Origin of the sequence: Streptomyces sp. JL2001 (assembly GCF_050917515.1) — a bacterium.
GTDB lineage: Bacteria > Actinomycetota > Actinomycetes > Streptomycetales > Streptomycetaceae > Streptomyces.
On sequence record NZ_CP169421.1, the window covers coordinates 6039271 to 6064759 of the forward strand.

The 25489-nt window shown below is 72.2% G+C and carries 27 protein-coding genes; 17 read left to right on the top strand and 10 right to left on the bottom strand.

Annotated elements, in window-relative coordinates:
• Window positions 1–8: 8 nt before the first annotated feature.
• Window positions 9–983: a DEDDh family exonuclease gene (locus tag ACE1OA_RS26965; protein ID WP_384871696.1), complete on the bottom strand. Its 975-nt coding sequence runs from the start codon at window positions 981–983 to the stop codon at window positions 9–11.
• Between the two features lie 119 nt (window positions 984–1102).
• A complete protein-coding gene (locus tag ACE1OA_RS26970; protein WP_356605553.1) occupies window positions 1103–1750 on the bottom strand; it encodes a TetR/AcrR family transcriptional regulator in 648 nt (215 codons plus the stop codon).
• Window positions 1751–1847: 97 nt separating this feature from the next.
• Between ACE1OA_RS26970 and ACE1OA_RS26975 the strand changes: the two genes are divergently transcribed.
• The 6 genes from ACE1OA_RS26975 (at window position 1848) to ACE1OA_RS27000 (ending at window position 7967) form a co-directional block, all read left to right on the top strand.
• Window positions 1848–2645: an acetoacetate decarboxylase family protein gene (locus ACE1OA_RS26975; RefSeq protein ID WP_356605551.1), complete on the top strand. Its 798-nt coding sequence runs from the start codon at window positions 1848–1850 to the stop codon at window positions 2643–2645.
• Window positions 2645–3529, top strand: a complete 885-nt coding sequence (locus ACE1OA_RS26980) for an SDR family NAD(P)-dependent oxidoreductase (RefSeq protein WP_384871700.1) — start codon at window positions 2645–2647, stop codon at window positions 3527–3529. The genes ACE1OA_RS26975 and ACE1OA_RS26980 overlap by 1 nt, the downstream gene beginning before the upstream one ends.
• An 11-nt stretch (window positions 3530–3540) precedes the next feature.
• Window positions 3541–4824, top strand: a complete 1284-nt coding sequence (locus tag ACE1OA_RS26985) for an amidohydrolase family protein (protein ID WP_356605547.1) — start codon at window positions 3541–3543, stop codon at window positions 4822–4824.
• Window positions 4821–6050, top strand: coding sequence for an amidohydrolase family protein (locus ACE1OA_RS26990; protein ID WP_356778940.1), 1230 nt, complete (start codon window positions 4821–4823; stop codon window positions 6048–6050). The genes ACE1OA_RS26985 and ACE1OA_RS26990 overlap by 4 nt, the downstream gene beginning before the upstream one ends.
• A gap of 24 nt (window positions 6051–6074) precedes the next feature.
• A complete protein-coding gene (locus tag ACE1OA_RS26995) occupies window positions 6075–6797 on the top strand; it encodes a VIT1/CCC1 transporter family protein (protein WP_356605543.1) in 723 nt (240 codons plus the stop codon).
• Between the two features lie 126 nt (window positions 6798–6923).
• Complete coding sequence (locus tag ACE1OA_RS27000; protein ID WP_356605541.1) at window positions 6924–7967, top strand: zinc-dependent alcohol dehydrogenase family protein; 1044 nt, start codon at window positions 6924–6926, stop codon at window positions 7965–7967.
• Between the two features lie 63 nt (window positions 7968–8030).
• On the opposite strand, the gene ACE1OA_RS27005 is transcribed toward ACE1OA_RS27000, so the two are convergent.
• Together ACE1OA_RS27005 and ACE1OA_RS27010 are read right to left on the bottom strand one after the other, a co-directional pair.
• Window positions 8031–9353, bottom strand: coding sequence for a CoA transferase (locus ACE1OA_RS27005; RefSeq protein ID WP_432753513.1), 1323 nt, complete (start codon window positions 9351–9353; stop codon window positions 8031–8033).
• Between the two features lie 71 nt (window positions 9354–9424).
• The gene (locus tag ACE1OA_RS27010) at window positions 9425–10966 is read right to left on the bottom strand and encodes a S8 family peptidase (RefSeq protein WP_356605537.1); all 1542 of its coding nucleotides are present in this window, start codon (window positions 10964–10966) and stop codon (window positions 9425–9427) included.
• 273 nt (window positions 10967–11239) lie between these two features.
• Between ACE1OA_RS27010 and ACE1OA_RS27015 the strand changes: the two genes are divergently transcribed.
• From ACE1OA_RS27015 to moaA, 3 genes are all read left to right on the top strand, one after another.
• On the top strand, window positions 11240–11614 hold the full coding sequence (locus ACE1OA_RS27015) for a DUF485 domain-containing protein (RefSeq protein ID WP_356605535.1): 375 nt from the start codon (window positions 11240–11242) through the stop codon (window positions 11612–11614).
• Window positions 11611–13245, top strand: a complete 1635-nt coding sequence (locus ACE1OA_RS27020; RefSeq protein WP_356605533.1) for a solute symporter family protein — start codon at window positions 11611–11613, stop codon at window positions 13243–13245. Before ACE1OA_RS27015 ends, ACE1OA_RS27020 begins: the two co-directional genes overlap by 4 nt.
• Window positions 13246–13397: 152 nt before the next feature.
• Window positions 13398–14387 carry a GTP 3',8-cyclase MoaA gene (gene moaA, locus ACE1OA_RS27025; RefSeq protein ID WP_356605531.1) on the top strand — a complete coding sequence of 330 codons (990 nt, stop codon included), beginning with the start codon at window positions 13398–13400 and terminating at the stop codon, window positions 14385–14387.
• Here moaA and ACE1OA_RS27030 read toward each other — a convergent pair.
• Window positions 14370–14603 (bottom strand): hypothetical protein, encoded by a 234-nt coding sequence (locus tag ACE1OA_RS27030; RefSeq protein WP_261992079.1) that lies wholly within the window; start codon window positions 14601–14603, stop codon window positions 14370–14372. The genes moaA and ACE1OA_RS27030 overlap by 18 nt on opposite strands.
• Before the next feature lie 217 nt (window positions 14604–14820).
• Window positions 14821–15189, bottom strand: a complete 369-nt coding sequence (locus ACE1OA_RS27035; protein ID WP_356605528.1) for a DUF3099 domain-containing protein — start codon at window positions 15187–15189, stop codon at window positions 14821–14823.
• A gap of 181 nt (window positions 15190–15370) precedes the next feature.
• On the opposite strand from ACE1OA_RS27035, the gene ACE1OA_RS27040 reads away from it, so the two are divergent.
• Complete coding sequence (locus tag ACE1OA_RS27040) at window positions 15371–15646, top strand: GlsB/YeaQ/YmgE family stress response membrane protein (protein ID WP_356605526.1); 276 nt, start codon at window positions 15371–15373, stop codon at window positions 15644–15646.
• Window positions 15647–15739: 93 nt separating this feature from the next.
• On the opposite strand, the gene tyrS is transcribed toward ACE1OA_RS27040, so the two are convergent.
• The 3 genes from tyrS to ACE1OA_RS27055 are packed head-to-tail and all read right to left on the bottom strand — an operon-like array spanning window position 15740 to window position 19974.
• On the bottom strand, window positions 15740–17011 hold the full coding sequence (tyrS, locus tag ACE1OA_RS27045; RefSeq protein ID WP_356605524.1) for a tyrosine--tRNA ligase: 1272 nt from the start codon (window positions 17009–17011) through the stop codon (window positions 15740–15742).
• A 54-nt stretch (window positions 17012–17065) separates the two neighbouring features.
• Window positions 17066–18457 carry a metallopeptidase TldD-related protein gene (locus tag ACE1OA_RS27050; RefSeq protein ID WP_356605522.1) on the bottom strand — a complete coding sequence of 464 codons (1392 nt, stop codon included), beginning with the start codon at window positions 18455–18457 and terminating at the stop codon, window positions 17066–17068.
• Window positions 18454–19974 (bottom strand): TldD/PmbA family protein, encoded by a 1521-nt coding sequence (locus tag ACE1OA_RS27055; protein ID WP_356605700.1) that lies wholly within the window; start codon window positions 19972–19974, stop codon window positions 18454–18456. Before ACE1OA_RS27055 ends, ACE1OA_RS27050 begins: the two co-directional genes overlap by 4 nt.
• Before the next feature lie 198 nt (window positions 19975–20172).
• On the opposite strand from ACE1OA_RS27055, the gene fabG reads away from it, so the two are divergent.
• The 3 genes from fabG to ACE1OA_RS27070 all read left to right on the top strand — a co-directional run bounded on the left by fabG (window position 20173) and on the right by ACE1OA_RS27070 (window position 22252).
• On the top strand, window positions 20173–20877 hold the full coding sequence (gene fabG, locus ACE1OA_RS27060; protein WP_147977387.1) for a 3-oxoacyl-[acyl-carrier-protein] reductase: 705 nt from the start codon (window positions 20173–20175) through the stop codon (window positions 20875–20877).
• 5 nt (window positions 20878–20882) lie between these two features.
• Window positions 20883–21668 (top strand): enoyl-ACP reductase FabI, encoded by a 786-nt coding sequence (fabI, locus tag ACE1OA_RS27065; RefSeq protein ID WP_356605521.1) that lies wholly within the window; start codon window positions 20883–20885, stop codon window positions 21666–21668.
• A 182-nt stretch (window positions 21669–21850) separates the two neighbouring features.
• Complete coding sequence (locus ACE1OA_RS27070; protein ID WP_384871712.1) at window positions 21851–22252, top strand: hypothetical protein; 402 nt, start codon at window positions 21851–21853, stop codon at window positions 22250–22252.
• An 11-nt stretch (window positions 22253–22263) separates the two neighbouring features.
• Here the strand turns inward: ACE1OA_RS27070 and ACE1OA_RS27075 are convergent, their stop codons facing one another.
• Window positions 22264–22959, bottom strand: coding sequence for a FadR/GntR family transcriptional regulator (locus ACE1OA_RS27075; RefSeq protein ID WP_356605518.1), 696 nt, complete (start codon window positions 22957–22959; stop codon window positions 22264–22266).
• 64 nt (window positions 22960–23023) lie between these two features.
• Here ACE1OA_RS27075 and ACE1OA_RS27080 point away from each other — a divergent pair, with 64 nt between their 5' ends.
• From ACE1OA_RS27080 to ACE1OA_RS27095, 4 genes are all read left to right on the top strand, one after another.
• Window positions 23024–24331: a CynX/NimT family MFS transporter gene (locus ACE1OA_RS27080; RefSeq protein WP_432753514.1), complete on the top strand. Its 1308-nt coding sequence runs from the start codon at window positions 23024–23026 to the stop codon at window positions 24329–24331.
• 17 nt (window positions 24332–24348) lie between these two features.
• Window positions 24349–24465, top strand: a complete 117-nt coding sequence (locus ACE1OA_RS27085) for an SGM_5486 family transporter-associated protein (protein ID WP_356605514.1) — start codon at window positions 24349–24351, stop codon at window positions 24463–24465.
• A gap of 188 nt (window positions 24466–24653) precedes the next feature.
• Window positions 24654–24869 (top strand): hypothetical protein, encoded by a 216-nt coding sequence (locus ACE1OA_RS27090; protein ID WP_384871716.1) that lies wholly within the window; start codon window positions 24654–24656, stop codon window positions 24867–24869.
• A gap of 47 nt (window positions 24870–24916) precedes the next feature.
• On the top strand, window positions 24917–25435 hold the full coding sequence (locus ACE1OA_RS27095; RefSeq protein WP_384871719.1) for a SixA phosphatase family protein: 519 nt from the start codon (window positions 24917–24919) through the stop codon (window positions 25433–25435).
• Window positions 25436–25489: the final 54 nt, after the last annotated feature.

The following is a 25489-nucleotide window of genomic DNA, read 5'->3' on the forward strand; positions in this document are numbered from 1 at the left end:
CCGGCACGTCACCCGTCTGCCGCGTCGACGTCCCGCAGCAGTTGGGTGAAGGCGGCCTCGTCGACGATCGGGGTGCCGAAGGACTTCGCCTTCACCGTCTTGGACGTGGCCGCGTCCGGATCGTTCGTCACCAGCAGGCTCGTCAGGCGGGACACGCTGCTCGCCACGTGCAGCCCGGCGTCGGTCGCGCGGTCCTCCAGGAGCTCGCGGTCGATCGAGGTGTCGCCGGAGAACGCCACCCGCATGCCCTGCTTGAGCGGTTTGTCCGCTTCGTAACGTCCGGGGTTCGGGTACGGGCACGCCGGGCGCTTCCGCGAGGGGCGCCAGCTGTTCGCGTGGTACGAGGCCTGGTGGCCGATCCGCGGCGCGACCGGGGAGGCGGCCCACTCCGTCAGCGGCCGGCACTCCAGCAGCGGCAGCCGTACGCCCCGCTCCGCCGCCGTGTGCAGACTCGGCCGGAACGCCTCGGCGAGGACGCGCGCGTCGTCCAGCGCGTTGTGCGCGCGCTGCTGCACGACGCCGTAGTGCGCGGCCAGCGACTCCAGCTTGTGGTTGGGCAGCGGGAGCGAGAGCTCCTTGGAGAGCGCGATGGTGCAGAGCCGCTGACGCACCGGCGCGGTCCGCTCGGCGCGCGCGTACTCCCGGGCGATCATCGACCAGTCGAACATGGCGTTGTGCGCCACCAGGACCCGGCCGTCGAGCCGCGCGGAGAACTCGGCGGCGATCTCCGGGAAGAGCGGCGCGCCCTCCAGGACGTCAGTGGTCAGTCCGTGGATCCAGACCGGCCCCGGATCCCGCTCCGGATTGACGAGCGAGTACCAGTGGTCCTCGACGTTGCCCTGGGCGTCCAGCCGGTAGACGGCAGCCGACACTATCCGGTCGTCGCGGGCGAGGCCGGTGGTCTCCACGTCGACGACCGCGTACCCCTGTGGGTAGGCGGTCGGCCACATCGCTGCTGTCGTACGGTCGTCGAGCATGGTCACTGAGAATACGGGCCGCCGCCGACACCGTGGTGCCCGGTGCCGGATCCGGGTGCCCGGATCCGGCCATCCCGCGGACGCGTGAGGGCCACGGCGTACCGGCCGCGCGGCGGGACGCCGGGTCAGCCGGCCGGGTCCCCAGGTCGGCCGGGAACCGCCAACAGTCCCTCCACCAGGGCCCGCACGGACACGGCGAAGAGGCGCTCGGTGTCCACCGGACGGGTCAGCGCACGAGCCAGGGCCGGGTCGGGAGCCGCCTCGCCCTCGGCGTCCCAGAGGTCCTCCTCGCCCGGCGACTGGACCGGCGCCCGTTCCCGGTTGCGCTCCACCAGGACGTGGCCGACGACCTGGAACTGCACGGCCCGGACCACCTGCGCGGCCCGCGCGCCCCGCAGCCCCGCCGCGTGCACCTCGGCGGCCAGGGCGCGCTGGGCGGGCAGGAACATCCGTTCCGTCAGACCCCGCTCGTGGACCATCGCCACCAGGTGCGGGCGCTCGCGCAGGTCGCGGCGGAGCGTGCCGGCCACGGACACGATCCGGTCGACGGGGGTGCGGCCGTGCGGGGTGATCGCGGCGAGATCGGCCACGGTCCGCTCGACGAGCGCGTCCAGCAGGGACTCGCGGTTGCCCACGTGCCAGTAGATCGAGGTGACCGCGGTGCCCAGCTCGGCCGCGAGCCTGCGCATCGTGAGCGCGTCCGGACCGTGCTGCCTCACCAGCGCCGCGGCGGCGCGCAGGACCTCCTCACGGGTCAGTGCGGAGCGAGCCATGGCCTCCCCAAATCGGTTGTCTGCACGGGTATTTACCCTTCATCGCGCCGGGTGTAACTGTGTTACACGCTGACGGTTCCCCGAAGGGCGGTACCTCATGGCACGAGTACGGTACGGCGCGCGCACCGACGCCGAGATCGCGGCGGCCCGCGCGAAGAGCTCCTCGCTCCCCGACATCTGGTCCACCGGCGTGGTCGCCGTCTGGGAGACCGACCCCGACGTGGTCGCGGCCGTCCTGCCGCCTCCGCTGAAACCCGTCGGACGCCCCCTCGTCCGGGCCAACATCTCCCGGGTCGACCTGCCCGGCTACCCCCTCGGCGCCGGCTCGGTCGCCGTCGCCGCCGCCCACGGCGACCGGGAGGGCTGGTATCCCCTGGTCATGCCGATGACCCACGAGCGCGCCCTGGTCGGCGGCCGCGAGGTCTTCGGCGAGCCCAAGAAGCTCGGCGAGGTGACGGTCGAGCGGGAGGGGATGGTCGTACGGGCCGCACTCGCCCGGCACGGCATCGCCTTCGTCGAGGTGCGCGGCGCGGTGTCCGGCCCGCTGCCCCTGCCCGAGCCCGTGGAGAAGACCGACTTCTACTTCAAGTTCCTCCCCGCGGTGGACGGTTCCGGCTTCGAGGACGATCCCGTCCTCGTCCACTGCGTCCGCCACGAGAAGGTCCGCAGGCTGGAACGCGTCACGGGTGACATCGTCCTGCGCGAGTCCATGTACGACCCGGTCGCGGACCTCCCCGTCCGCCGGATCGTCGAGATCACCGTCGGCGAGAAGACCACCGACCAGAAGGGCCGGGTGGCCGAGCGGGTGAGCGCAGGGAGCCTCGCGCCGTACATCCACCAGCGCTACGACGATCCGCAGCAGGTCCTCGACGGCCCGCCCGAGGGGAGCGTGTGATGGAACTGCGCGCAGGACAGGTCGCCGTCGTCACCGGGGCGGCGAGCGGCATCGGGCTCGCGATGGCGCGCCGCTTCGCCGCCGAGGGACTGGCCGTGGTCCTCGGGGACGTGGAGGAGCCCGCGCTCGGCCGGGCGGCCGCGGAGCTGTCCGAGGACGGCGCCCGGGTCCTCGCCCACCCGGTCGACGTCACGGACCCCGCGTCCGTGGCGGCCCTCGCGGACGCCGCGTACGACACCTTCGGCGCGGTGCACGTGCTGTGCAACAACGCGGGCGTCGGCTCGGGCGCCGAGGGCCCGATGTGGGAGCACGAACCCAACGACTGGAAATGGGCCTTCGCCGTCAACGTGTGGGGGGTCTTCCACGGCATCCAGGCCTTCGTCCCGCGCATGATCGCGGGCGGCGGACCCGGGCACGTCGTCAACACCTCCTCCGGGGACGGCGGGATCGCCCCGCTGCCCACCGCCTCCGTCTACGCCGTCACGAAGTCGGCCGTGGTCACCCTGACCGAGTCGCTGTACGCGCAGTTGAGGGCCCGGCGCGCGCCCGTGGGCGCCTCCGTGCTCTTCCCCGGCCCGCACATGCTGCGCACCGGCCTGTGGGAGTCGCACCGCAACCGGCCCGAGCGGTACGCCAAGCAGCGCCCGCGCCGGACCCCGTACCGCAGCCTCGACCAGTGGGAGACGGCGATGAAGGAGGCCGGGCACGAGGTCGCCTTCACCCCCGTCGAGGAGGTGGCCGGACACGTCGTCGACGGTATCCGCGCCGACCGTTTCTGGATGCTGCCGGCCGGCGAGCACAGCGACCGCCAGATCAGGGCGCGCTCGCAGTCCATGCTCGACCGCGCCAACCCGACCTATCTGGAGAGCTTCATCCTCGACTGAGGGGCTTCGCCATGAGCTATGAGGATCCTTATCTGATCATCTCCTCCGACTGTCACGCCGGGCTGCCGACCGAGCGGTACCGGCCCTACCTCGACTCCCGGTTCCACCGCGCCTTCGACGGCTTCCTCGCCGGCCGGGACGCCCGACGCGAGGCCATGACCCGGCTCGGCGTGCGCAACGAGACCTTCGCGAACAAGTGGTTCAGCGACAACGAGGAAGGGCTGCGCGGCGGCTGGGACGCCGCCCAGCGGCTCAAGGAACTCGACGGCGACGGCGTCGCGGCCGAGGTCGTCTTCCCCGACGCGGACGCCGTGGACAGCGGGACGGCCGCCCCCTTCGGCGTCGGCCTCGGCCTCTCCGGCGACCAGGACCCGGAGCTCGGCATGGCGGGCGCGCAGGCGCACAACCGCTGGCTGGCCGAGTTCGTCGGGCAGAATCCCGAACGCCACTGCGGGGTGGCGCTGCTGCCGGTGACCGCCGACACCGGCAAGGTCGTCGCCGAGATATACCGCGCCAAGGAGTCGGGGCTCGGCGCGCTCATGATCCCCTCGATGTGGGTGGACAAGGAGCCCTACCACGACCGGCGTTACGACCCGGTGTGGGCGGCGGCGGCCGAGACCGGGATGCCGCTGGTCACCCACTCCGGCGCGGCGCCCCGCGAGGAGTACGGCGACCACCTCGGCATCTACGTCAGCGAGGTCACCTGGTGGCCCGCCAGGCCGCTCTGGTTCCTGCTCTGGTCCGGGGTCTTCGAGCGGCACCCCGGGCTCCGGTTCGGCGTCGCCGAGTCCGGCTGCTGGTGGCTGCCGAACCTGCTGTGGTTCATGGACCGGCTCTACCTGGGCGCCCACGGCGGCAAGAAGCTGTCCCCGTTCGCCGAGCTGCGGCGCCCCCCGAGCGAGTACCTGGACCGCCAGGTCTTCGTCTGCGCCACCAACACCAAGCGGCGCGAACTGGCCCAGCGGTACGAGATCGGCGTCGACAACATCCTGTGGGGCTCCGACTTCCCGCACCCGGAGGGGACCTGGCCGGCCACCCGCGCGTGGCTCCGGCAGACCTTCCACGACATCCCGGTGACCGAGACCCGGCGGATGCTGGGCCTGGCCGCGGCCGAGGTCTTCGGCTTCGACGTCGCGCGACTGGAACCGATCGCCCGCCGGATCGGGCCCACCCCGGCCGAACTCGGGCAGCCGGCCGACCAGACGGCGGTGGAGGACTCCTGGGCCCGTTCCCGCGAGGTCGGCCGTCACTGGCTGACGGACCACGACTTCCCCGCGCTGGGGGTGACGCCGTGAGCGAGGACCGGTACACCGTCATCTCGGCCGACTGCCACGCCGGCGCCGACCTGCTCGACTACCGGCCCTACCTGGAGAAGCGGTACCACGACGACTTCGACGCCTGGGCGGCCGGCTACGTCAACCCGTACGAGGACCTGCTGGCCGACACCGCCGACCGCAACTGGAACTCCGCGCGCCGGCTGCGCGAGCTGGAGGCCGACGGCATCGTCGCGGAGGTCGTCTTCCCCAACACCATCCCGCCGTTCTTCCCCTCCGCCTCGCTGATGGCCCCGGCGCCGACCCGGCAGGAGTACGAGCAGCGCTGGGCGGGCCTGCGGGCCCACAACCGCTGGCTCGCCGACTTCTGCGCGGACGCGCCGGGCCGCCGGGCGGGGGTGGCGCAGATCCTCCTCAACGACGTCGACGAGGCCGTGCGGGAGATCCGCCGCGCCAAGGAGGCGGGCCTCACCGGCGGCATCCTGCTGCCCGGCACCCCGCCCGGCAGCGGGATCCCGGAGCTCTACTCGTCGGCGTACGACCCGATCTGGGCCGTCTGCGCGGAACTCGACGTGCCCGTCAACCACCACGGCGGCTCGGCCTCGCCGCCGCTCGGCGACGAGCCGGCGGCGCGCGCGGTGTTCATGGTCGAGACGACCTGGTTCTCGCACCGGGCCCTGTGGCACCTGGTGTTCGGCGGCGCGTTCCGCCGGCACCCGGAGCTCCGGCTCGTCCTGACCGAGCAGGGCTCGGGCTGGATCCCCGGGGTCGTCGAGATGCTGGACTACTACCACGCCCGTCTGGTGGCCGCGGCCTCCCGGGCCGTGACCGCCGAGTCCAGGTTCGGCGCGGGGCTGGCCGCGTCCATGGGCAAGGGCCCCAGCGAGGTCTGGCGCGACAACTGCTTCGTGGGCGCCAGCTTCATGCGCCCCCACGAGGTCCCGCTGCGCGACAGGATCGGCCTCGACAAGATCATGTGGGGGAGCGACTACCCGCACGACGAGGGCACCACGCCGTACTCCCGCGAAGGGCTCCGGATCGCCTACGCCGGGCTGCCGCGCGAGGAGGTCGCGGCGATGGTGGGCGGCAACGCGGCCCGGGTCTACGGCTTCGACCCGGCCGTGCTGGAACCGCTGGCCGCGCTCCACGGACCGACGGTGGCCGAGATCGCCGAGCCCCTCGCGGAGATCCCGGCGGGCGCCACCAGTCCCGCCTTCGCCCCGGGCGGGTCGGTCCGCGTATGGTGAGAAACCGCGGGAATACTCCCCGGTGTGACCGACGAGACCCGTGAGACCGACCACGACGAAGCCCACGGCGGCGGCCTCGGCACCCGACTCAACTGGCTCCGGGCCGCCGTGCTCGGAGCCAACGACGGAGTCGTCTCCACCGCGGGCCTCGTCGTGGGCGTCGCCGGCGCGACGGCCTCCCGGTCCGCGCTCCTGACCGCCGGACTCGCCGGCCTGCTGGCCGGATCGATGTCGATGGCGGCGGGGGAGTACGTCTCGGTCTCCACCCAGCGCGATTCGGAACGGGCGGCCCTGGCCCAGGAGAAGCGCGAACTGCGGGAGCAGCCCGAGGCGGAACTCGACGAGCTGACCGGGATGCTGTCCGACCGCGGCCTCTCCCCGGAGGTCGCCCGCGAGGCCGCCGAGCAGCTCACCGCCCGCGACGCCCTGCGCGCCCACGCACGCGTGGAGCTGGGCATCGACCCCGACCAGCTCACCAACCCCTGGCACGCGGCCGGCGCCAGCTTCCTCGCCTTCACCGTCGGCGCCCTGCTCCCGCTGCTGGCGATCGTCCTTCCCCCGGCCGCGCTCCGGCTCTGGGTCACCGTCCTCTCGGTCCTGGCCGCACTCGCCCTCGCCGGCTGGTGGAGCGCCCGCCTCGGCGCGGCCCCGGCGGGCCGCGCGGTGCTGCGGAACATGGGAGGAGGAGCGCTCGCGATGGCGGTGACGTACGCGGCGGGCTCCCTGCTGGGGGCGGCGGGGGTGTAGTGGGGGACGTCCGATCATGCGGTCCGGCCCCCGCCCGCCGTGCCCCCGGGCCCGCCGGCGGCGGGCCCGGCGCGAGCGGAGTACGGTGAACGTCGTACGACCGTCTGACAGCGAGGACCGCCCCCCATGCGCGCCACCACCATTCACGCTCCGTTCGACATGCGAGTGGAGGAGGTGCCCGACCCGGTGATCAGGGACTCCACGGACGTCGTCCTGCGGGTGCTGCGCGCCTGCATCTGCGGCAGCGACCTGTGGGCCTACCGGGGCGAGTCCGCCCGGCAGCCCGGCCAGCGGATCGGCCACGAGTTCCTCGGCATCGTGGAGGAGGCCGGCGCGGACGTCACCGGCTTCGCGCCCGGCGACCTGGTCGTGGCCCCCTTCGTCTGGTCCGACGGCAGCTGCGCGTACTGCGCCGAGGGCCTGCAGACCTCCTGCCCGCAGGGCGGGTTCTGGGGCTCCGTGGGCTCCGACGGCGGTCAGGGCGAGGCGGTCCGCGTCCCCTTCGCCGACGGCACGCTCGTCCGCCTCCCCGCCGAGGCCGCCTCCGACGACCGGCTGCTGACCGCCCTCCTCGCGCTCTCCGACGTCCTCGGCACCGGCCACCACGCCGCCCTCGGCGCCGGTGTGAAGCCCGGCTCGACCGTCGCGGTCGTCGGTGACGGCGCGGTCGGCCTGTGCGGCGTGCTCGCCGCCAAGCGCCTCGGCGCCGAGCGCATCATCGCGCTCGGCCGCCACACCGCCCGCACCGACATCGCCCGCACCTTCGGCGCCACGGACGTCGTCGCCGAGCGCGGCGAGGCCGCCGAGGCCGCCGTCCGCGAGCTCACCGGCGGACAGGGCGCCCACGCCGTCATCGAGGCGGTCGGCACCGAGCAGTCGATGCGCACCGCCGTGGCGATCGCCCGCGACGGCGGTTCCGTCGGCTACGTCGGCGTCCCGCACGGGAGCGGCACCGGCCTGGACCTGTCCGTCATGTTCGACCGGAACATCGCGCTGCGCGGCGGAGTCGCCCCGGTCCGCGCGTACATCCCGGAGCTGCTCCCCGACGTCCTCGACGGCACGATCGACCCGTCCCCGGTCTTCGACCTGACCGTCGGCCTCGACGGCGTCCCCGGCGGCTACAAGGCGATGGACGAGCGCACGGCCCTCAAGGTCCTCGTCAAGCCGTAGCCGTGGCCGCGGCCACCGGCGCCGTCGCGGCACGGGCCGCGAAGCCGCCCCGGCGGCACCGGATCAGGCCCCGAGCCACTCCGGTGCGTCGGCCCCCGCGATGCCCGGCGGACGCGACCAGTCCGCCGGGCCCCCGTCGTACGTCACCGGGGACAGCGCGTACCGCAGCCGCCCCAGCGGGCTGTCCCGTTCGGTGAGGTGGCGCTCCGGCTCGTAGCGGGGGAGCGCGGTCGACAGCCAGTGGCCCGTCTGCGCCAGCGCCAGCCGCACGAGGCGGGTGCCGCCCTCCCGGTCCTGCTCGGTCAGCGAGCGGAGCACCGCCGCCGCCAGCAGATAGCCCGATCCGTGGTCCAGGGCCTGCGCCGGCAGGGCGCCCGGCCGCTCCGGCGACCCCTCCGTGACCGCGATCCCGCTCGCCACCTGGACGAGGCTGTCGAAGCCGCGCCGCTCGCCCCAGGGGCCGTAGTCGCCCCACGCCGAGAGCCGGGCGACGACGAGACCCGGGCGGTGCAGACCGAAGCGCTCCAGCGCGCCCGGCCGGTAGCCGGTGACCAGGACGTCCGCGGAGTCGAGGAGTTCGTCCAGGGTGCGGCGGTCCGACGGGCGCGCCAGGTCGAGCGCCGCCGTCCGCTTCCCGATGTCGGTGTCCGTGTGCTGGTCCGGCAGCTCGGGGCGGTGCGGCGGGTCGATCCGCAGCACGTCCGCGCCGAGCAGGGCGAGCGTCCGGGTGGCCACCGGTCCCGCGATGACCCGGGTCAGGTCCAGCACCCGCGGCGGTCGCCCGTCCCGCCGGTCCCGGCCGGGCGCCGCGTCGTCCAGACGCTCGGCCGTCAGCAGCGGCCGCGCGGCCACCTCCCGCCCCTGGGGGTGCGCCGCCCACTCCCGCGGGGTGCGCAGGGCCACGGCCAGGCCCCCGGCGGCGTACACCGCCGTCTCGACCTCGACCGCCGACCGCTCGGCGATCGCCGCCGCCACGGCCTCCTCCGACTCCGCGTCCACCCCGAGGGCGGTGAGGAGCGCCGCCCGGTGGTGCGGATAGTTGGCGTGCGTGCGGACCCAGCCGTCCGCGGCGCGCCAGAAGCGGGACAGCGGCGCGAAGGAGACCGGTGCCCGTCCGTCGACCCGGAGATGACGCTCGCTCACGAAGGCGGTGGCGACGGCCCCGTCGTCCACGCGCACCCGTGCCGCCCCGCCCTCCCGCTCCACGGCGGCGAGACCCGCGACCGCGACCGTCGCGCGCGCCAGGTCCATCACCGGCAGTCTGGCGGCCAGAAGTCCGGAGGGGCCGCCGTACGACACCCGGTCGAGCAGGGCGGGGTCACCGCCCAGGGCCGACCACAACGACTCCGTAGCACCGCGCACCGTGCTGTCCACGTATCCGTCCATGAACGCATGATGGCACCCGGTGCCATGCGAAGGGCCCCGGTGTGGATCACCACACCGGGGCCCTCGGTGAACTACTTGCGCACCGCGTCCAGGGCGTCGACCAGTCCGGCGCCGTAGAAGCCGTTCTTGCTCTTGCCGCCCTCGCACACCGCGTCGACGGTGCCGTCGCCCTCGATGTCGTAGGGGTTCGTGCAGGCGCGGTCGTCGGCCTGCGCGTACAGCAGGGCCTTGAGCGCCGCCGGGCTCGCGTGCGGGTGGGTCGACTTCAGGAGCGCGAGCACGCCCGCCGTGTGCGGCGAGGCCATCGAGGTGCCGGCCTTGTAGTTGTAGCCGCCGTTGACCGTGGTCGACAGGATGCGGCCGTTGACCGCCGGGGCGTCCGGGGTCTGGTACTCGGTGCGGTCGCCGCCCGGGGCGGAGACGTCGATGACGCCGAGACCGTAGTTGGAGTACGAGGCCTTCAGGCCCTTGGCGCCGGTCGCGGAGACCGTGACCACGCCCGGCAGCATCGCCGGGTAGTCGAGGCAGACCTTCGGGTCGATGACGCGGTCGCCCGGAGTGGTGTCGTTCGGGCTGCTGTTGTCCAGGATCGAGTCCGCCGCCAGGTCGAACTTCGAGTTGCCGGCCGCCGCGACGTTGACCGTGCCGCGGTGCTCCGCGTAACGGGTCGCGCGGGAGACCGCCTCGATGAGGGCCTTCTGGTCCTCGTCGTTCTTGCAGGCGAACATCCACGGGTCGGTGTAGTAGCTGTTGTTCGTGATGTCGACGCCGTGCTCGGCCGCCCACACGAAGCCGCAGACCACGGCCTCCGTGTAGAAGAAGCCGTCCGGGGTGGAGACCTTGATGCCCGAGACCTTCACGCCCGGGGCGACACCGGTGACGCCGATGCCGTTCTTGGCGGCGGCGATGGTGCCGGCGACGTGCGTGCCGTGGTCGCTCTCGCCCGGGTTGGGGCGCCACGAGCCGGGGGTGGTGTCCGGGACGCCGGACACGCAGTTCGCCGACGCCTTGGTGTCGAAGTTCGGCGCCAGGTCCGGGTGGGTGTCGTCGACGCCGGTGTCGATGACGCCGACGGTCACTCGGCTGCTGCCGAGGGTCTTGCGGTGGGCCTTGTCCGCCTTGATGGCCGGCAGGTCCCACTGCAGGGGCTCCAGCGCGTCCTGCTCGTCGGTGGCCCGCGCCGCCGCCGCGGCGGCCTCGGCGGGGCTCAGCGCCTGGGCGCCCTCGCCGACGGCGTCGTCCGACTGGACGGAGAGGGGGGCGGTGCGCGTCGAACCGGCCGACACCACACCGCGGGCCTTGCGGATCGTCTTCGCGAACTCGGGGTTCTGCGAGTGGACGACTATCACGCCTATCTGGTCATAGGAGATGACCACCGTGCCGCCGGCCGCCGCGATCGCCTTCTTCACCGAAGCGGCCGTCCAGCGGCCACCCTCGACGTTGACGACGTACGACAGCTTCGGGCCGTCGGTCGAGACGACGGACGCGGACGGCGCGTCGCTCAGCTCCGCCGCGTTGGCGGCGCCTGCGGGCAGGAAGCCGAGCGATGCCGTGAGCGCGAGTCCGGCGGGCAGAGCGAGTACTCGGCCGCGTCTCGATCCCAGATGAGCCATGGGTTCTCCACATCATCCGTATGTACTGACCGCACGCCGGTTGCGCGCAGTCAGGTGCATGACGAGTGAAGCTATCGCTGATCTTGCCGACCCTTCAATGAGTTGAGACGACTTGATGGAGATCCCACAGAAGAAAAACGTCCGCGGTGAACCGCGTCGCCTCGTCCGCCGTGCCGTTGTGCAGGGGTGGGACTCCGCCCGGAGTCCCCTTCCCCACCCCTCAGTGAGGCCCTCTTGTCCATGCCCACCGCCCCCGCGTCCCGAGGAGATTCCGTGGCCACCGAAGCACCGCCGCCGCCCCAGAGCGGCACGGAAGCCGCCCCCGGCCCCGTCCAGCCCACGACGGAGGCCTTCGTCGAGGTGCAGGAGAGCGCGGAATTCGGCGAACTGCGCCGCACCTACCGCTCCTTCGCCTTCCCGCTGACCGTCGGCTTCATCGCCTGGTACCTGCTCTACGTGCTGCTGTCCAACTACGCGGGCGGCTTCATGGGAACCAAGCTCTTCGGCAACATCAACGTCGCCCTCGTCCTCGGCCTGGGCCAGTTCCTCACCACCTTCCTCATCGCCTGGCTCTACTCGCGGCACGCGGCCGAGCGCCTCGACCCGAAGGCCGAGGCCATCAAGTCCCGTATGGAGGCCGACGCGTGAGCAGCACCTTCCAGGCCGTCCAGCTGGCGGCCGAGAACGCCACCAGCGAGCACCGGACGCTGATCATCAGCCTCTTCGGCGTCTTCGTCGTCGCCACGCTCGTCATCACCGTGTGGGCGGGACGCCAGACCAAGAGCGCCGCCGACTTCTACGCCGGCGGCCGCCAGTTCACCGGCTTCCAGAACGGCCTCGCGATCTCCGGCGACTACATGTCGGCCGCGTCCTTCCTCGGCATCGCCGGCGCCATCGCCCTCTTCGGCTACGACGGCTTCCTCTACTCCATCGGCTTCCTGGTCGCCTGGCTGGTCGCCCTGCTCCTGGTCGCCGAGCCGCTGCGCAACTCCGGCCGCTTCACCATGGGCGACGTCCTCGCCTACCGGATGCGCCAGCGCCCCGTCCGTACCGCCGCCGGCACCTCCACCATCGTCGTCTCGATCTTCTACCTGCTGGCGCAGATGGCCGGCGCGGGCGTACTCGTCTCGCTGCTGCTCGGCATCACCAGCGACGGCGGCAAGATCGCGATCGTCGCCCTGGTCGGCGTGCTCATGATCGTGTACGTCACCATCGGCGGCATGAAGGGCACCACCTGGGTGCAGATGGTCAAGGCGGTCCTGCTCATCGCCGGCACGCTCCTGATCACCTTCCTCATCCTGCTGAAGTTCGACTTCAACCTCTCGGACCTGCTCGGCGCCGCCGCCACCAACAGCGGCAAGGGCTCGGCGTTCCTGGAGCCCGGCCTCAAGTACGGCGCCACCGGTGTCTCGAAGCTCGACTTCATCTCGCTCGGCATCGCCCTCGTCCTGGGCACCGCCGGCCTGCCGCACATCCTGATCCGCTTCTACACGGTGCCGACCGCCAAGGCCGCCCGTAAGTCCGTGAACTGGGCCATCGGCATCATCGGCGCCTTCTACCTGATGACGATCGTGCTCGGCTTCGGCGCGGCGGCCCTGCTCAAGAACAGCGACATCATCGCCTCCAACAAGGCCGGCAACACGGCCGCACCGCTCGCGGCGCTGGAGATCGGCGGCGGCGCCGGCTCGACCGGCGGCGCGATCCTGCTCGCGGTGATCTCGGCCGTCGCCTTCGCCACCATCCTCGCCGTGGTCGCCGGACTGACCCTGGCCTCGTCGTCCTCGTTCGCGCACGACATCTACGCCAACGTCATCCGGCGCGGCAAGGCCACGGAGAAGGAGGAGGTCCGCGCGGCCCGCTGGGCGACCGTCCTCATCGGCATCGTCTCGATCGCCCTCGGCGCGCTCGCCCGCGACCTCAACGTCGCCGGCCTGGTGGCCCTCGCCTTCGCCGTCGCCGCCTCGGCCAACCTGCCGACGATCCTCTACAGCCTGTTCTGGAAGAGGTTCACGACCCAGGGCGCGCTCTGGTCGATCTACGGCGGCCTGGTCTCCTCGGTCGTCCTGGTGCTCTTCTCGCCGGTCGTCTCCGGCAAGCCCACCTCGATGTTCAAGACCGTCGACTTCTACTGGTTCCCGCTGGAGAACCCGGGCCTCGTCTCGATCCCGCTCGGCTTCCTGCTCGGCTGGCTCGGCTCGCTGCTCTCCAAGGAGGAGCCGGACAAGGGCAAGTACGCGGAACTGGAGGTCAAGTCGCTCACCGGTGTCGGAGCGCACTGAATCGTATACGGCGCGCAGTCGCCACGCGGTCCCGTCGTAGAGTTCTACGACGGGACCGCCCGCGTCCTCGTGACAATCGGGCCGTGCCCGGACCCGGCCCGCTCGCGTAGGCTCGCAGCAGAGGGATCCGGACGACGGGGAGGAGGCCCGCAGTGCTGATCGACACGTACGGCCGAGTGGCCACTGACCTGCGAGTTTCACTCACGGACCGGTGCAACCTCCGGTGCACGTACTGCATGCCGGAAGAAGGTCTGCAGTGGCTCGCCAAGCCCGATCTGCTGACCGACGACGAGATCGTCCGGTTGGTCCGGATCGCGGTCACCGAGCTCGGCGTCACCGAGGTCCGCTTCACCGGCGGCGAGCCGCTGCTCCGCCCCGGCCTGGTGGGCATCGTCGAGCGGTGCGCGGCCCTGGAGCCCCGCCCCCGGATGTCCCTGACCACCAACGGCATCGGACTCAAGCGGACGGCCGCCGCCCTGAAGGCCGCCGGCCTGGACCGGGTCAACGTCTCCCTCGACACCCTGCGGCCCGAGGTCTTCAAGACCCTGACCCGCCGCGACCGTCACCACGACGTCCTGGACGGCATGGCCGCCGCCCGCGACGCCGGCCTCACCCCCGTCAAGGTCAACGCGGTCCTGATGCCCGGACTCAACGACGACGAGGCCCCCGACCTGCTGGCCTGGGCCGTGGAGAACGCGTACGAGCTCCGCTTCATCGAGCAGATGCCCCTCGACGCCCAGCACGGCTGGAAGCGCGACGGCATGATCACCGCCGGGGACATCCTCGAATCGCTGCGCACCCGCTTCACCCTCACCCCCGAGGGCGACGAGGAGCGCGGCTCGGCACCCGCCGAGCGCTGGGTCGTCGACGGCGGGCCGCACACGGTCGGTGTCATCGCCTCCGTCACCCGCCCGTTCTGCCGGGCCTGCGACCGGACCCGGCTGACCGCCGACGGCCAGGTGCGCACCTGCCTGTTCGCCACCGAGGAGACCGACCTGCGCGCCGCGCTGCGCTCCGAGGCGCCGGACGAGGAGATCGCCCGGATCTGGAAGGTCGCGATGTGGGGCAAGAAGGCCGGTTCGGGGCTGGACGACCCGGCCTTCCTGCAGCCGGAGCGCCCGATGTCAGCGATCGGCGGCTGACTCCTCCCAGTCCGCCAGCGGCACGACGTCCTTGAGGAAGCCGCGGACCCCGAGGAACTGCGACAGGTGCTCGCGGTGCTCCTCGCAGGCGAGCCACGTCTTGCGGCGCTCGGGCGTGTGCAGCTTGGGGTTGTTCCAGGCGAGGACCCAGACCGCGTCGGCGCGGCAGCCCTTGGCGGAACAGATGGGGGACTCTTCGCTCACCGGATTGATCACCGGATCATTGTCCAACAATGGCGATGCCGAGCAGCCACGGGGGGAGCTGCCCGGCATCGGTCCGTCGCTCCGACGGGGGATGCGGAGCGCGTAGGAAGTATGTCACGGGGAATGGGGTGTGGTGCACCGGAACTTCATGATTGATCTGAGCTTTTCTTGAGCTTTTGAAAACCGTTGGTGATCGCCCCGGGCCTTGCGTACGCCGTGGTCGACACCTCTACGAATCCCCCGTGTGTGCTTCCGGAGGTGCTTCCGTGCGCGCCTCCGTGCGCTCCCCTGCCGGGTCGTCGCCGGCGCCCAGCGTCGGGCGTACGGGCGGCGGTACGAACGTGGAGGGGAGGGACGGGGCGTTCTCGCGTCCCGCGTTCGCGATGACCACGGCGACATAGGGGAGCAGCAGGCCGAGGGCGAGCGCCACGACGGCCACATGCCGCTCGACGTTCCACAGCACCGCCGCCGCGATGACGGACAGCGTCCGCACCGTCATCGAGATCACGTACCGCCGCTGCCGGCCGCGGACGTCGTCACTGAGACCCTGCCGGGCTCCGGTGATCCGGAAGACCTCGGTCGTGCCCTGCTTCCGCATCACGTTCCACCACCCGGTGTCGCCGCCGGACCCTCCCTGGTCCGGACCTCCCTCCACGGTACGCCCGACGTCCGAGCCGGACGAGACCGGGGCACGTATGGAGTCGTCCGACATGCGTCGTATGGCGGATGAGCCGAGACTGGGCCCACATGCGCAGATCGCGCCGCATGAGGAGGCGACCATGAGTTGGTTGTGGGCAATCATCGTGGGATTCGTGCTCGGTCTGATCGCCAAAGCGATCCTGCCGGGGAAGCAGCAAATCCCGCTGTGGCTGACAACCGTATTCGGAATTCTCGGCAGTGTTCTCGGCAATGCCGTCGCGACCTGGATCGGGGTCAACGACACCAAGGGCATCGACTGGACCCGCCACCTGCTCCAACTCATCGGCGCGATCGCTGTGGTCGGCGTGGGCGACATGCTGTGGGCCTCGATCAGGGGCGACAGGCAGCGGGCGTGACCAGCGCCGGACATGCCGGAGGCCCGGGGCGCGCGTCGTGCGCACCCCGGGCCTCCGGCATGTCCGGCCCCGGGTGACCCGGGGCCGGGAGGGTCAGCCCTCCGCGTCGAACTCGATCGCCGCGAGGTTCTTCTTGCCCCGGCGCAGCACCAGCCAGCGGCCGTGCAGCAGCTCGTCCGCCGACACCGCGGCGTCCTCGGCGGTGACCTTCACGTTGTTCACGTAGGCCCCGCCCTCCTTCACCGTGCGGCGCGCGGCCGACTTGCTCGGCGCGAGACCGACCTCGGTGAACAGGTCCACGACCTGGCCGAGCTCCCGCACCCGGGCGTGCGGCAGCTCGGTGAGCGCCGCCGCCAGCGTGGCCGCGTCCAGCTCCGTCAGGTCGCCCTGGCCGAACAGCGCCTTCGAGGCGTCGACGACCGCCGCGCACTGGTCGGCGCCGTGCACCAGCGTCGTCAGCTCCTCCGCCAGCGCCCGCTGGGCTGCGCGGGCCTGCGGCCGCTCGGCGGTCTGCCGCTCCAGCTCCTCCAGCTCCTCGCGGGACCTGAAGGAGAGGATCCGCATGTACGTCGAGATGTCCCGGTCGTCGACGTTCAGCCAGAACTGGTAGAACGCGTACGGCGTGGTCATCTCCGGGTCGAGCCAGACGGCCCCGCCCTCGGTCTTGCCGAACTTCGTGCCGTCCGCCTTGACCATCAGCGGTGTCGCCAGCGCGTGCACCTCCGCGCCCGGCTCCAGGCGGTGGATCAGGTCGAGACCGGCCACCAGGTTGCCCCACTGGTCGGAACCGCCCTGCTGGAGCGTGCAGCCGTGCCGGCGGTACAGCTCCAGGAAGTCCATGCCCTGCAGGAGCTGGTAGCTGAACTCCGTGTAGCTGATGCCCTGTTCGGACTCCAGCCGCCGGGCCACCGAGTCCTTGGTCAGCATCTTGTTGACCCGGAAGTGCTTGCCGATGTCACGCAGGAACTCGATCGCCGACAGGCCCGCGGTCCAGTCCAGGTTGTTCACCATGACCGCCGCGTTCTCCCCCTCGAAGGAGAGGAACGGCTCGATCTGCGTCCGCAGCCGGTTCACCCAGTTCGCGACCGTCTCCGGGTCGTTCAGGGTGCGCTCGGCGGTCGGGCGCGGGTCGCCGATCTGACCGGTGGCCCCGCCGACCAGCGCCAGCGGCCGGTGCCCGGCCTGCTGGAGCCGGCGGACGGTGAGCACCTGGACCAGGTGACCGACGTGGAGACTGGCCGCGGTCGGGTCGAAGCCGCAATAGAACGTGACGGGACCGTCCGCGAGAGCCTTGCGCAAGGCGTCCTCGTCGGTGGACTGGGAGAAGAGTCCCCGCCACTTCAGCTCGTCGACGATGTCCGTCACGGTGTCCGGTCTCCTTGATCGATGGTCGTCACGCCGTTGTTCAGTCTAGGCGGGTCACACGCCCTTGCTGACCGAGCTCATGTTGAAGTCCGGCACCCGCAGCGCGGGCATCGCGGCCCTGGTGAACCAGTCGCTCCATTCGCGCGGCAGCGTCTTCTCGGTCCGCCCCGCCTCGGACGCCCGCGACAGCAGGTCGACCGGCGACTCGTTGAACCGGAAGTTGTTCACCTCGCCGACCACCTCGCCGTCCTCGACGAGGTAGACGCCGTCCCGGGTCAGCCCGGTCAGCAGCAGCGTCGCCGGGTCGACCTCGCGGATGTACCAGAGGCACGTCAGCAGCAGGCCGCGCCGCGTGGACGCCACCATCTCCTCCAGCGAGCGCTCGCCGCCGGCGTCCAGGATCAGGTTCCCCGCCGCGGGCGCCACCGGCAGGCGCGTGAGCGCCGCGGTGTGCCGGGTGGTGACCAGGTGCTCCAGCCTGCCCTCCCGCATCCAGTCGACCGGGGGCAGCGGCAGGCCGTTGTCGAAGACCGACGAGTCGTCGCCCGAGGAGTGGGAGACGACGAACGGGGCGGACTCCAGGCCCGGCTCGTTCGGGTCGCTGCGCAGGTTCAGCGGCAGGGGGGAGAGCGTCTCGCCCAGCCGCGTCCCGCCGCCCGGCTTGGAGAAGACCGTCCGGCCCTCCACCGCGTCCCGGGCGGCCGACGACCACAGCTGGTAGATCAGCAGGTCGGCCACGGCGGTCGGCGGCAGCAGCGTCTCGTAGCGCCCGGCGGGCAGGTCGATCCGCCGCTCCGCCCAGCCCAGCCGCCGGGCCAGGTCGGCGTCCAGCGCCGCCGGGTCGACGTCCTTGAAGTCGCGGGTGGAACGTCCGGCCCACGCGGAGCGCGAGCGGTCGGGCGACTTGGCGTTCAGCTCCAGGGTGCCGGTGGGCTGGTCGTGCCGCAGCCGGAGGCCCGTGGACGTGCCGAGGTACGTCGAGGTCAGCTGGTGGTGGGCGAACCCGTACAGCTCCCGCCCGCCGGCCCGGGCGCGGGCGAAGGCCTCGCCGAGCGCCGGCGCGAAGTCCGTGAAGACGGCGGACGAGGTCTCGGCGGGGGCGTCCGTGAAGTCGGGGGAGGGGTCGATGCCCTCGACCAGCGGCTGCGCGTCCTCGGCCGGTCCGGCGGCCCGCGCCGCCTCCTCGGCGGCCCGGACCAGCGGCTCCAGGTCGTCGGCGGTCACCGCGGACCGCGAAACGACACCGGAGGCGGTGCCCTGCGCGCCGTCGACGGTCGCGATGACGGTGAGGGTACGGCCGCGGGTGACGCCGTTCGTGGTCAGCGCGTTGCCGGCCCAGCGCAGGTTGGCCGAGGACTCCTCGTCGGCGATGACGACGCACCCGTCCGCACGGGACAGCTCCAGGGCCCGCTCGACGATCTCGTACGGCTTGCTGACGCGGCTCATCGACCGGCCTCCTGCGTCGTGTTGAGGATGTTGACGCCCCGGAAGAGGGCGGAGGGGCAGCCGTGGGACACCGCCGCGACCTGGCCCGGCTGGGCCTTGCCGCAGTTGAACGCGCCCCCCAGGACGTAGGTCTGCGGGCCGCCTACCTGCTCCATCGAGCCCCAGAAGTCGGTGGTCGTCGCCTGGTACGCGACGTCGCGCAGCTGCCCGGCGAGCCGGCCGTTCTCGATGCGGAAGAAGCGCTGACCGGTGAACTGGAAGTTGTAGCGCTGCATGTCGATCGACCAGGACCGGTCGCCGACCACGTAGATGCCGCGCTCCACGCCGCCGATCAGATCCTCGGTCGAGAGGCCGCCCGGGTCGGGCTGCAGGGAGACGTTCGCCATCCGCTGCACCGGCACGTGGCCGGGCGAGTCCGCGAACGCGCAGCCGTTGGACCGGCCGAGCCCGGTGAGCTTCGCGATCCGGCGGTCCAGCTGGTAGCCGACCAGCGTGCCGTCCTTCACCAGGTCCCAGCTCTGGCCCTCGACGCCCTCGTCGTCGTACCCGACGGTGGCGAGCCCGTGCTCGGCGGTGCGGTCGCCGGTCACGTTCATGATCGACGAACCGTAGGTCAGCTTCCCCAGCTGGTCGAAGGTGGCGAACGAGGTCCCCGCGTACGCGGCCTCGTAGCCCAGGGCCCGGTCCAGCTCGGTGGCGTGGCCGATCGACTCGTGGATCGTCAGCCACAGGTTCGACGGGTCGACGACCAGGTCGTACGTCCCCGCCTCCACGCTCGGCGCCCGCATCTTCTCGGCCAGCAGCCCGGGGATCCGCTCCAGCTCCGCGTCCCAGTCCCAGCCGGTGCCGGTCAGGTACTCCCAGCCCCGTCCGACCGGCGGCGCGATCGTCCGCATCGAGTCGAACTCACCGGTCGTCTCGTCGACGGCGACGGCGGTCAGCTGCGGGTGCAGCCGGACCCGCTGCTGGGTGGTGACGGTGCCCGCCGTGTCCGCGTAGAACTTGTTCTCCTGGACGGTCATCAGCGAGGCGTCCACGTGCGCCACGCCCTCCGCCCGCAGCAGCCGCGCACTCCAGTCCGCGAGCAGCGCGCTCTTCTCGGCGCCGGGGATGTCGAAGGGGTTGATCTCGTACGAGGAGATCCACGTCCTGTCGGCGTGCACCGGCTCGTCGGCGAGCTCCACCCGCTCGTCGGACCCGGCCGCCGCGATGACCTTCGCGGACAGCTTGGCCATGGCGACCGCCTGCGCGGCGACCCGGGCGGCGCCGTCCATGGTCAGGTCGACACCGGAGGCGAAGCCCCAGGCCCCGCCGTGCACCACCCGCACCGCGTATCCGAGGTCCGTGGTGTCCGAGGAGCCGGAGGGCTTGGCGTCCCGGAGCCGCCAGGAAGCGCTGCGGACCCGCTCCAGGCGGAAGTCGGCGTGCTCGGAGCCGAGCGCCCGCGCGCGTGCGAGCGCCGCGTCGGCGAGCGCCCGCAGCGGCAGAGCCGTGAAGGCTGCGTCGAGGGTATGGATGCCAGATGGCACAGCTGTCTCCTGTCGTGTGAGACCGGTCGCCCCCGATCATGTCGCGCTTTCGGCCCCGATGCCCACGTCTTTCTGTAGGGACCCGACAGTGACATCCGTACGCCACTGTCAGGGGTCGATTCCCCGGCCGAGGGACCGGACCGATAGGTTTTCGGTAACCAAGACCGCTATCGAAAGGGTGATCCGTTGAGCCGCTCGGTTCTCGTCACCGGAGGAAACCGGGGCATCGGCCTCGCCATCGCCCAGGCGTTCGTCGACGCCGGCGACAAGGTCGCCGTCACCTACCGGTCCGGTGAGCCGCCGGCCGGCTTCCTCGCCGTCAAGTGCGACATCACCGACGCCGAGCAGGTGGAGCAGGCGTACAAGGAGATCGAGGAGAAGCACGGTCCCGTCGAGGTGCTGGTCGCCAACGCCGGTGTCACCAAGGACCAGCTGCTCATGCGGATGTCCGAGGAGGACTTCACCGCCGTCCTCGACACCAACCTCACGGGCACCTTCCGGGTCGTCAAGCGCGCCAACCGCGGCATGCTGCGCGCCAAGAAGGGCCGCGTCGTCCTGATCTCCTCCGTCGTCGGCCTCCTCGGCTCGGCCGGTCAGGCCAACTACGCCGCCTCCAAGGCGGGCCTCGTCGGCTTCGCCCGGTCCCTCGCCCGCGAGCTCGGTTCGCGCAACATCACGTTCAACGTCGTCGCGCCCGGTTTTGTCGACACCGACATGACCAAGGTGCTCACCGAGGAGCAGCGCAAGGGCATCGTGTCCCAGGTGCCGCTGGGCCGGTACGCGCAGCCGGAGGAGATCGCCGCCACGGTGCGGTTCCTGGCTTCGGACGACGCCTCGTACATCACTGGAGCCGTCATCCCGGTTGACGGCGGATTGGGCATGGGTCACTGAGCACGATGACTACCACTGGCGGAATTCTCGAGGGCAAGCGCATCCTCATCACGGGTGTGCTGATGGAGTCCTCCATCGCCTTCCACACCGCGAAGCTGGCCCAGGAGCAGGGCGCGGAGATCATCCTCACCGCTTGGCCGCGGCCGTCGCTGACCGAGCGCATCGCCAAGAAGCTGCCCCGGCCCGAGAAGGTCAAGGTCCTGGAGCTCGACGTCTCCGACGACACGCACCTCGCCCGCCTGGAGGGCCAGGTCCGCGAGCACCTGGGCGACCGCCTCGACGGCGTCGTGCACTCGATCGGTTTCGCCCCGCAGGACGCCCTCGGCGGCAACTTCCTCAACACGCCCTTCGAGTCCGTCGCCACGGCGATGCACGTCTCGGCCTTCTCGCTGAAGTCCCTGACGATGGCGCTGCTCCCGCTGATGACGGAGGGCGGTTCGGTCGTCGGCCTGACCTTCGACGCGCAGTTCGCGTGGCCGCAGTACGACTGGATGGGCCCGGCGAAGGCGGCCCTGGAGGCCACCAACCGCTACATGGCCCGTGACCTGGGCAAGCACGACATCCGCTGCAACCTGATCTCGGCGGGCCCGATCGGTTCGATGGCCGCGAAGTCCATCCCCGGCTTCTCCGAGCTGGCGGCGGTCTGGGACAGCCGTTCCCCGCTGGAGTGGAACCTCGCCGACCCGGAGCCGGCCGGCCGCGGCGTCGTGGCCCTCCTGAGCGACTGGTTCCCGAAGACGACGGGCGAGATCGTCCACGTCGACGGCGGTCTGCACGCGATCGGCGCGTAGGTACGCGCCCACCGGTCGCGCCCCGGCGCGCACGGTACGGCGAAGGCCGGGTGGCCGTCCCCGAGAGGGGCGGGGCCCGGCCTCCGCCGTACCGGCACCCTCCCGAGTCGAAAAGTCTGGCGAATCACCCCAGACTGGTCGGAGCGTGACATTCCGGCTACTGATGGGGAGGAGGTACGGGCATGCGTGCGCTCCACCGCAGGTTCGCCGCTCTGGCCTCGACCGCCGCTCTCTTCGCCGGGATCGCCGTCGCCGCCGAGGTGCGCGCCGCTCCCGCTCCCGCCGAGGACGTCCCGTCCCCGGCCACCGCCGCCGAACAGCCCGAGAACTTCGGTGCCTCCTGCCGCACCGTCGTCGAGGGCTCCCGCGTCACCGCCTACTGCCACAACCCCTACCCCGACACGGACCGGGTCAGCCTGCACGTCGAATGCGACCGTTGGTGGGACGTGGACACCGACAGCGCCCCCGTCGACGTCGACCCGACCGCCTACGCCCAGGTGACCGGCCGCTGCTGGAAAGAGGTCCGCACCGCCTGGATCACCCACCAGCCGGCGGGCTCCGCCCCGTCCGCCCCGGGCTCCTGAGGCCCGGGGTCTCAGGGCTTCGTCGCCCCCTGTGCCTCGGGGCCCCTGAGGCACAGGAACGGGTAGCCGGCCGCCTCGGCCGCCGCCGTCTCCGCGTCCCCGGCCCGGATCGCGTCCACCAGCCGCGCGTGGTCCATGTGGTGCTCGGGCCGCAGCTCCTGGCCCACGTCGTCGCGCAGCCAGTCCCGCAGCAGATCGCCCAGGTCCGCGTACACCTCGGTCAGCACCTCGTTCCCGGACGCCGCCACCACCGCGTGGTGGAAGGCCGCGTCCGCGGTCACGAAGCGCTCCGCGTCGCCGGTCTCCCACGCCTCCTCGCGCCGCTCGAGCAGGGTCTCCAGCTGCCTCAGGTCCCGCTCGCTCCGCCGCAGCGCCGCGAGCCGCGCGGCCGAGGACTCCAGGGTGGAGCGCAGCTCCGCCACGTGCCGGGGGTCGGAGTGCGCGAACCGCCGGTGCATCACGCCCGCCAGCTCGCTCGTCGCCAGGACGTACGTGCCCGAGCCCTGCCGGATGTCCAGCAGGCCGTTGTGCGCGAGCGCGCGCACCGCCTCGCGCACGGTGTTGCGGGCCACGCCCAGCTGCTCGACCAGCTCCGGCTCCGTCGGGATCCGTGAGCCGACCGGCCACTCGCCGGAGGTGATCTGGTTCCGCAGCTCGCTGATCACCTGATCGGAGAGCCCGGAACGCCGGGGAGTGCCGAGCGCCATGGTCCACCTTTCTCGTTGGTTCCGGATTGGACAACCAATCATCCCATGATTCTATGATGGCGCCATGCCTGACGAGCCGCAGACCCTCGACCCCGCCGCCCCGCCGGCCGCCCGTGCCCGTACCGCCGCACCGGCCGGCGCCCTCGCGGCCGATTCTTCCGCACCGGGCCGCCACGGCGTCTGGGTCGTCCGGCTCGTCGTCGTCGGGATCGTGCTCGCCGCGCTCAACCTCCGCCCCGCCATCACGAGCCTGGGCGCCCTCCTCGAGGAGGTCCGCGACGGCCTCCACATGAGCGGCAGCGTGGCCGGCGTGCTCACCTCGGTGCCGCCCCTGTGCTTCGCGGTCTTCGGCATCACCGCCCCGCGCCTCGCCCGCCGCTTCGGACCCGCCGCCGTCGTCTGCGCCGGCATGGCCGCGATCTTCGCGGGCCTCGCCGTACGGCCCTTCGCCTCCGGCACCGTCGGCTTCCTCGCCGCCAGCGCCCTCGCCCTGATGGGCATCGCCGTCAGCAACGTCCTCATGCCCGTCATCGTCAAGCGGTACTTCCCCGACCGCATCGGCACCATGACCGGCCTCTACTCCATGGCGCTGGCCCTCGGCACCTCGCTCGCCGCGGCCGCGACCGTGCCCATGACCGAGGCCATGGGCGGAAGTTGGCGCACCGGGCTCGGCGTCTGGGCGGTCCTCGCCGCCCTCGCCGTGCTGCCCTGGATCCCGCTGGTCCGCGACCGCGGGGCCCGGGGGACGGCCGGACCCGTCCGGGACGCGGCCGCGTCCCCGCAGGCCGCCCCGCTGCGGATCACCCGCAGCCGCACCGCCTGGGCCCTCGGCTGCTTCTTCGGCCTCCAGGCCACCGGCGCGTACATCACCATGGGCTGGATGCCGCAGATCTTCCGGGACGCCGGCGTCCCGGCCGGCACCGCCGGCGTGCTCCTCGCCGTCACCATGGTGATGGGCGTGCCGCTCGCCTTCGTCATCCCGCGCCTCGCCACCCGCCTGCGGAACCAGGGACCCATCGCCGTCGTCCTCGGCCTCTGCGGACTCGCCGGCTACACCGGCCTCTGCTTCGCCCCCGCCGCCGGCGCCTGGGCCTGGGCCCTGCTCCTGGGCGTCTCGAACTGCGCCTTCCCGCTCGCCCTCACCATGATCGGCATGCGGTCGCGCACCGGTGCCGGCGTGGTCCGGCTCTCGGCCTTCGCGCAGAGCGTGGGCTACCTCATCTCCATCCCCGGACCGCTCCTGGTCGGCGTCCTCTACCAGCACAGCGGCGGCTGGGGCCTGCCCATCGCGCTGATGGCGGGGCTGATGGTGCCCCAGATGATCGTCGGAACCCTCGCCGGCAGGGACCGGACGGTCGAGGACGAATGCTGAGATGCGAGACTGGTGCCATGCCAGTGCTCGATCCGAATCCTCAGAACGGCCAGAAGAAGCTCCTGCTCGTGCTCGGCGCGATGCTCGGGATCTCGGTCGTCATCGCCGTCCTCGCCACGATCGCCTCTCCGTGAGCCGGTGACCCCGGCACACCGGCGGCCCGCCCCCCCGGTGACCCGCGCCGCCCCGGGGTGGGGGTAGCCCCCGCAACCCCTAGGGGGCGAGTGTCAGGGTGAAGTGGGTGGACCTCCGGATGGGCCCGCCGGCCCGTGCTCCGTACGTTGGAGACACGCACCGGATCACCCATCCCACGGAGGCGGCCATGGCGGCCCACACCCACACCCCTGCCCCGTCCGCCGGTGCCCCGTCCGCCAGGGGCGTGGACGCCCGGCTGCCCTGGTGGGCGCTCGCCCTTCCGGTGGCCGCCTTCGTCGCCCTCTTCGTGCTCGTCACGGCGCCGGGCGGGGCACAGGCGGCCGCAGGTGACCCGGGGGTCGGCCGGCTCCTGGAGCAGATCCGGCAGACGCTGCCCCACTGACTCAACACCCTGCGCCCGACGGTCGGTTTCATGCGAAGCTGGAACCCATGAGCGTCGATACACCCCGCAGGATCGTGCTGCTCCGGCATGCCAAGGCCGACTGGCCCCAGGTGTCCGACCACGAGCGTCCGCTCGCCGAGCGAGGCCGCACGGACGCGCCCGTGGCCGGCCGCAGGCTCGCCGAGACCGGGATCACCTTCGATCTGGCCCTCTGCTCGACCGCCGCCAGGACGCGTGAGACCTGGAAACTGGCCGTGCAGGAGCTGCCGCACCGCCCTAGGACCGTGTACGAGGATCGACTGTACGAGGCCTCGCTCGGCGAGCTCATCGCCCTGCTCAACGAGACCTCCGACGAGGTGGCCGACCTGCTCGTGATCGGCCACAACCCCGGCATGCACGCGCTCTCCGACGCCCTCGCGGGCTCGGCCGAGGGCGACACGCAGACCCGGATGAACCGCGGCGGCTTCCCCACGGCGGCCTTCTCCGTCCTCGGCTTCAACGGCTCGTGGAAGTCGGTGGAGCACGGTGTGGGCACGCTGCTCGACTACTGGGCCCCGCACGACTGAGCCGCCCGCGCACCCACGACAGAAGGCCCGGCCACCGCTCTCGGTGGCCGGGCC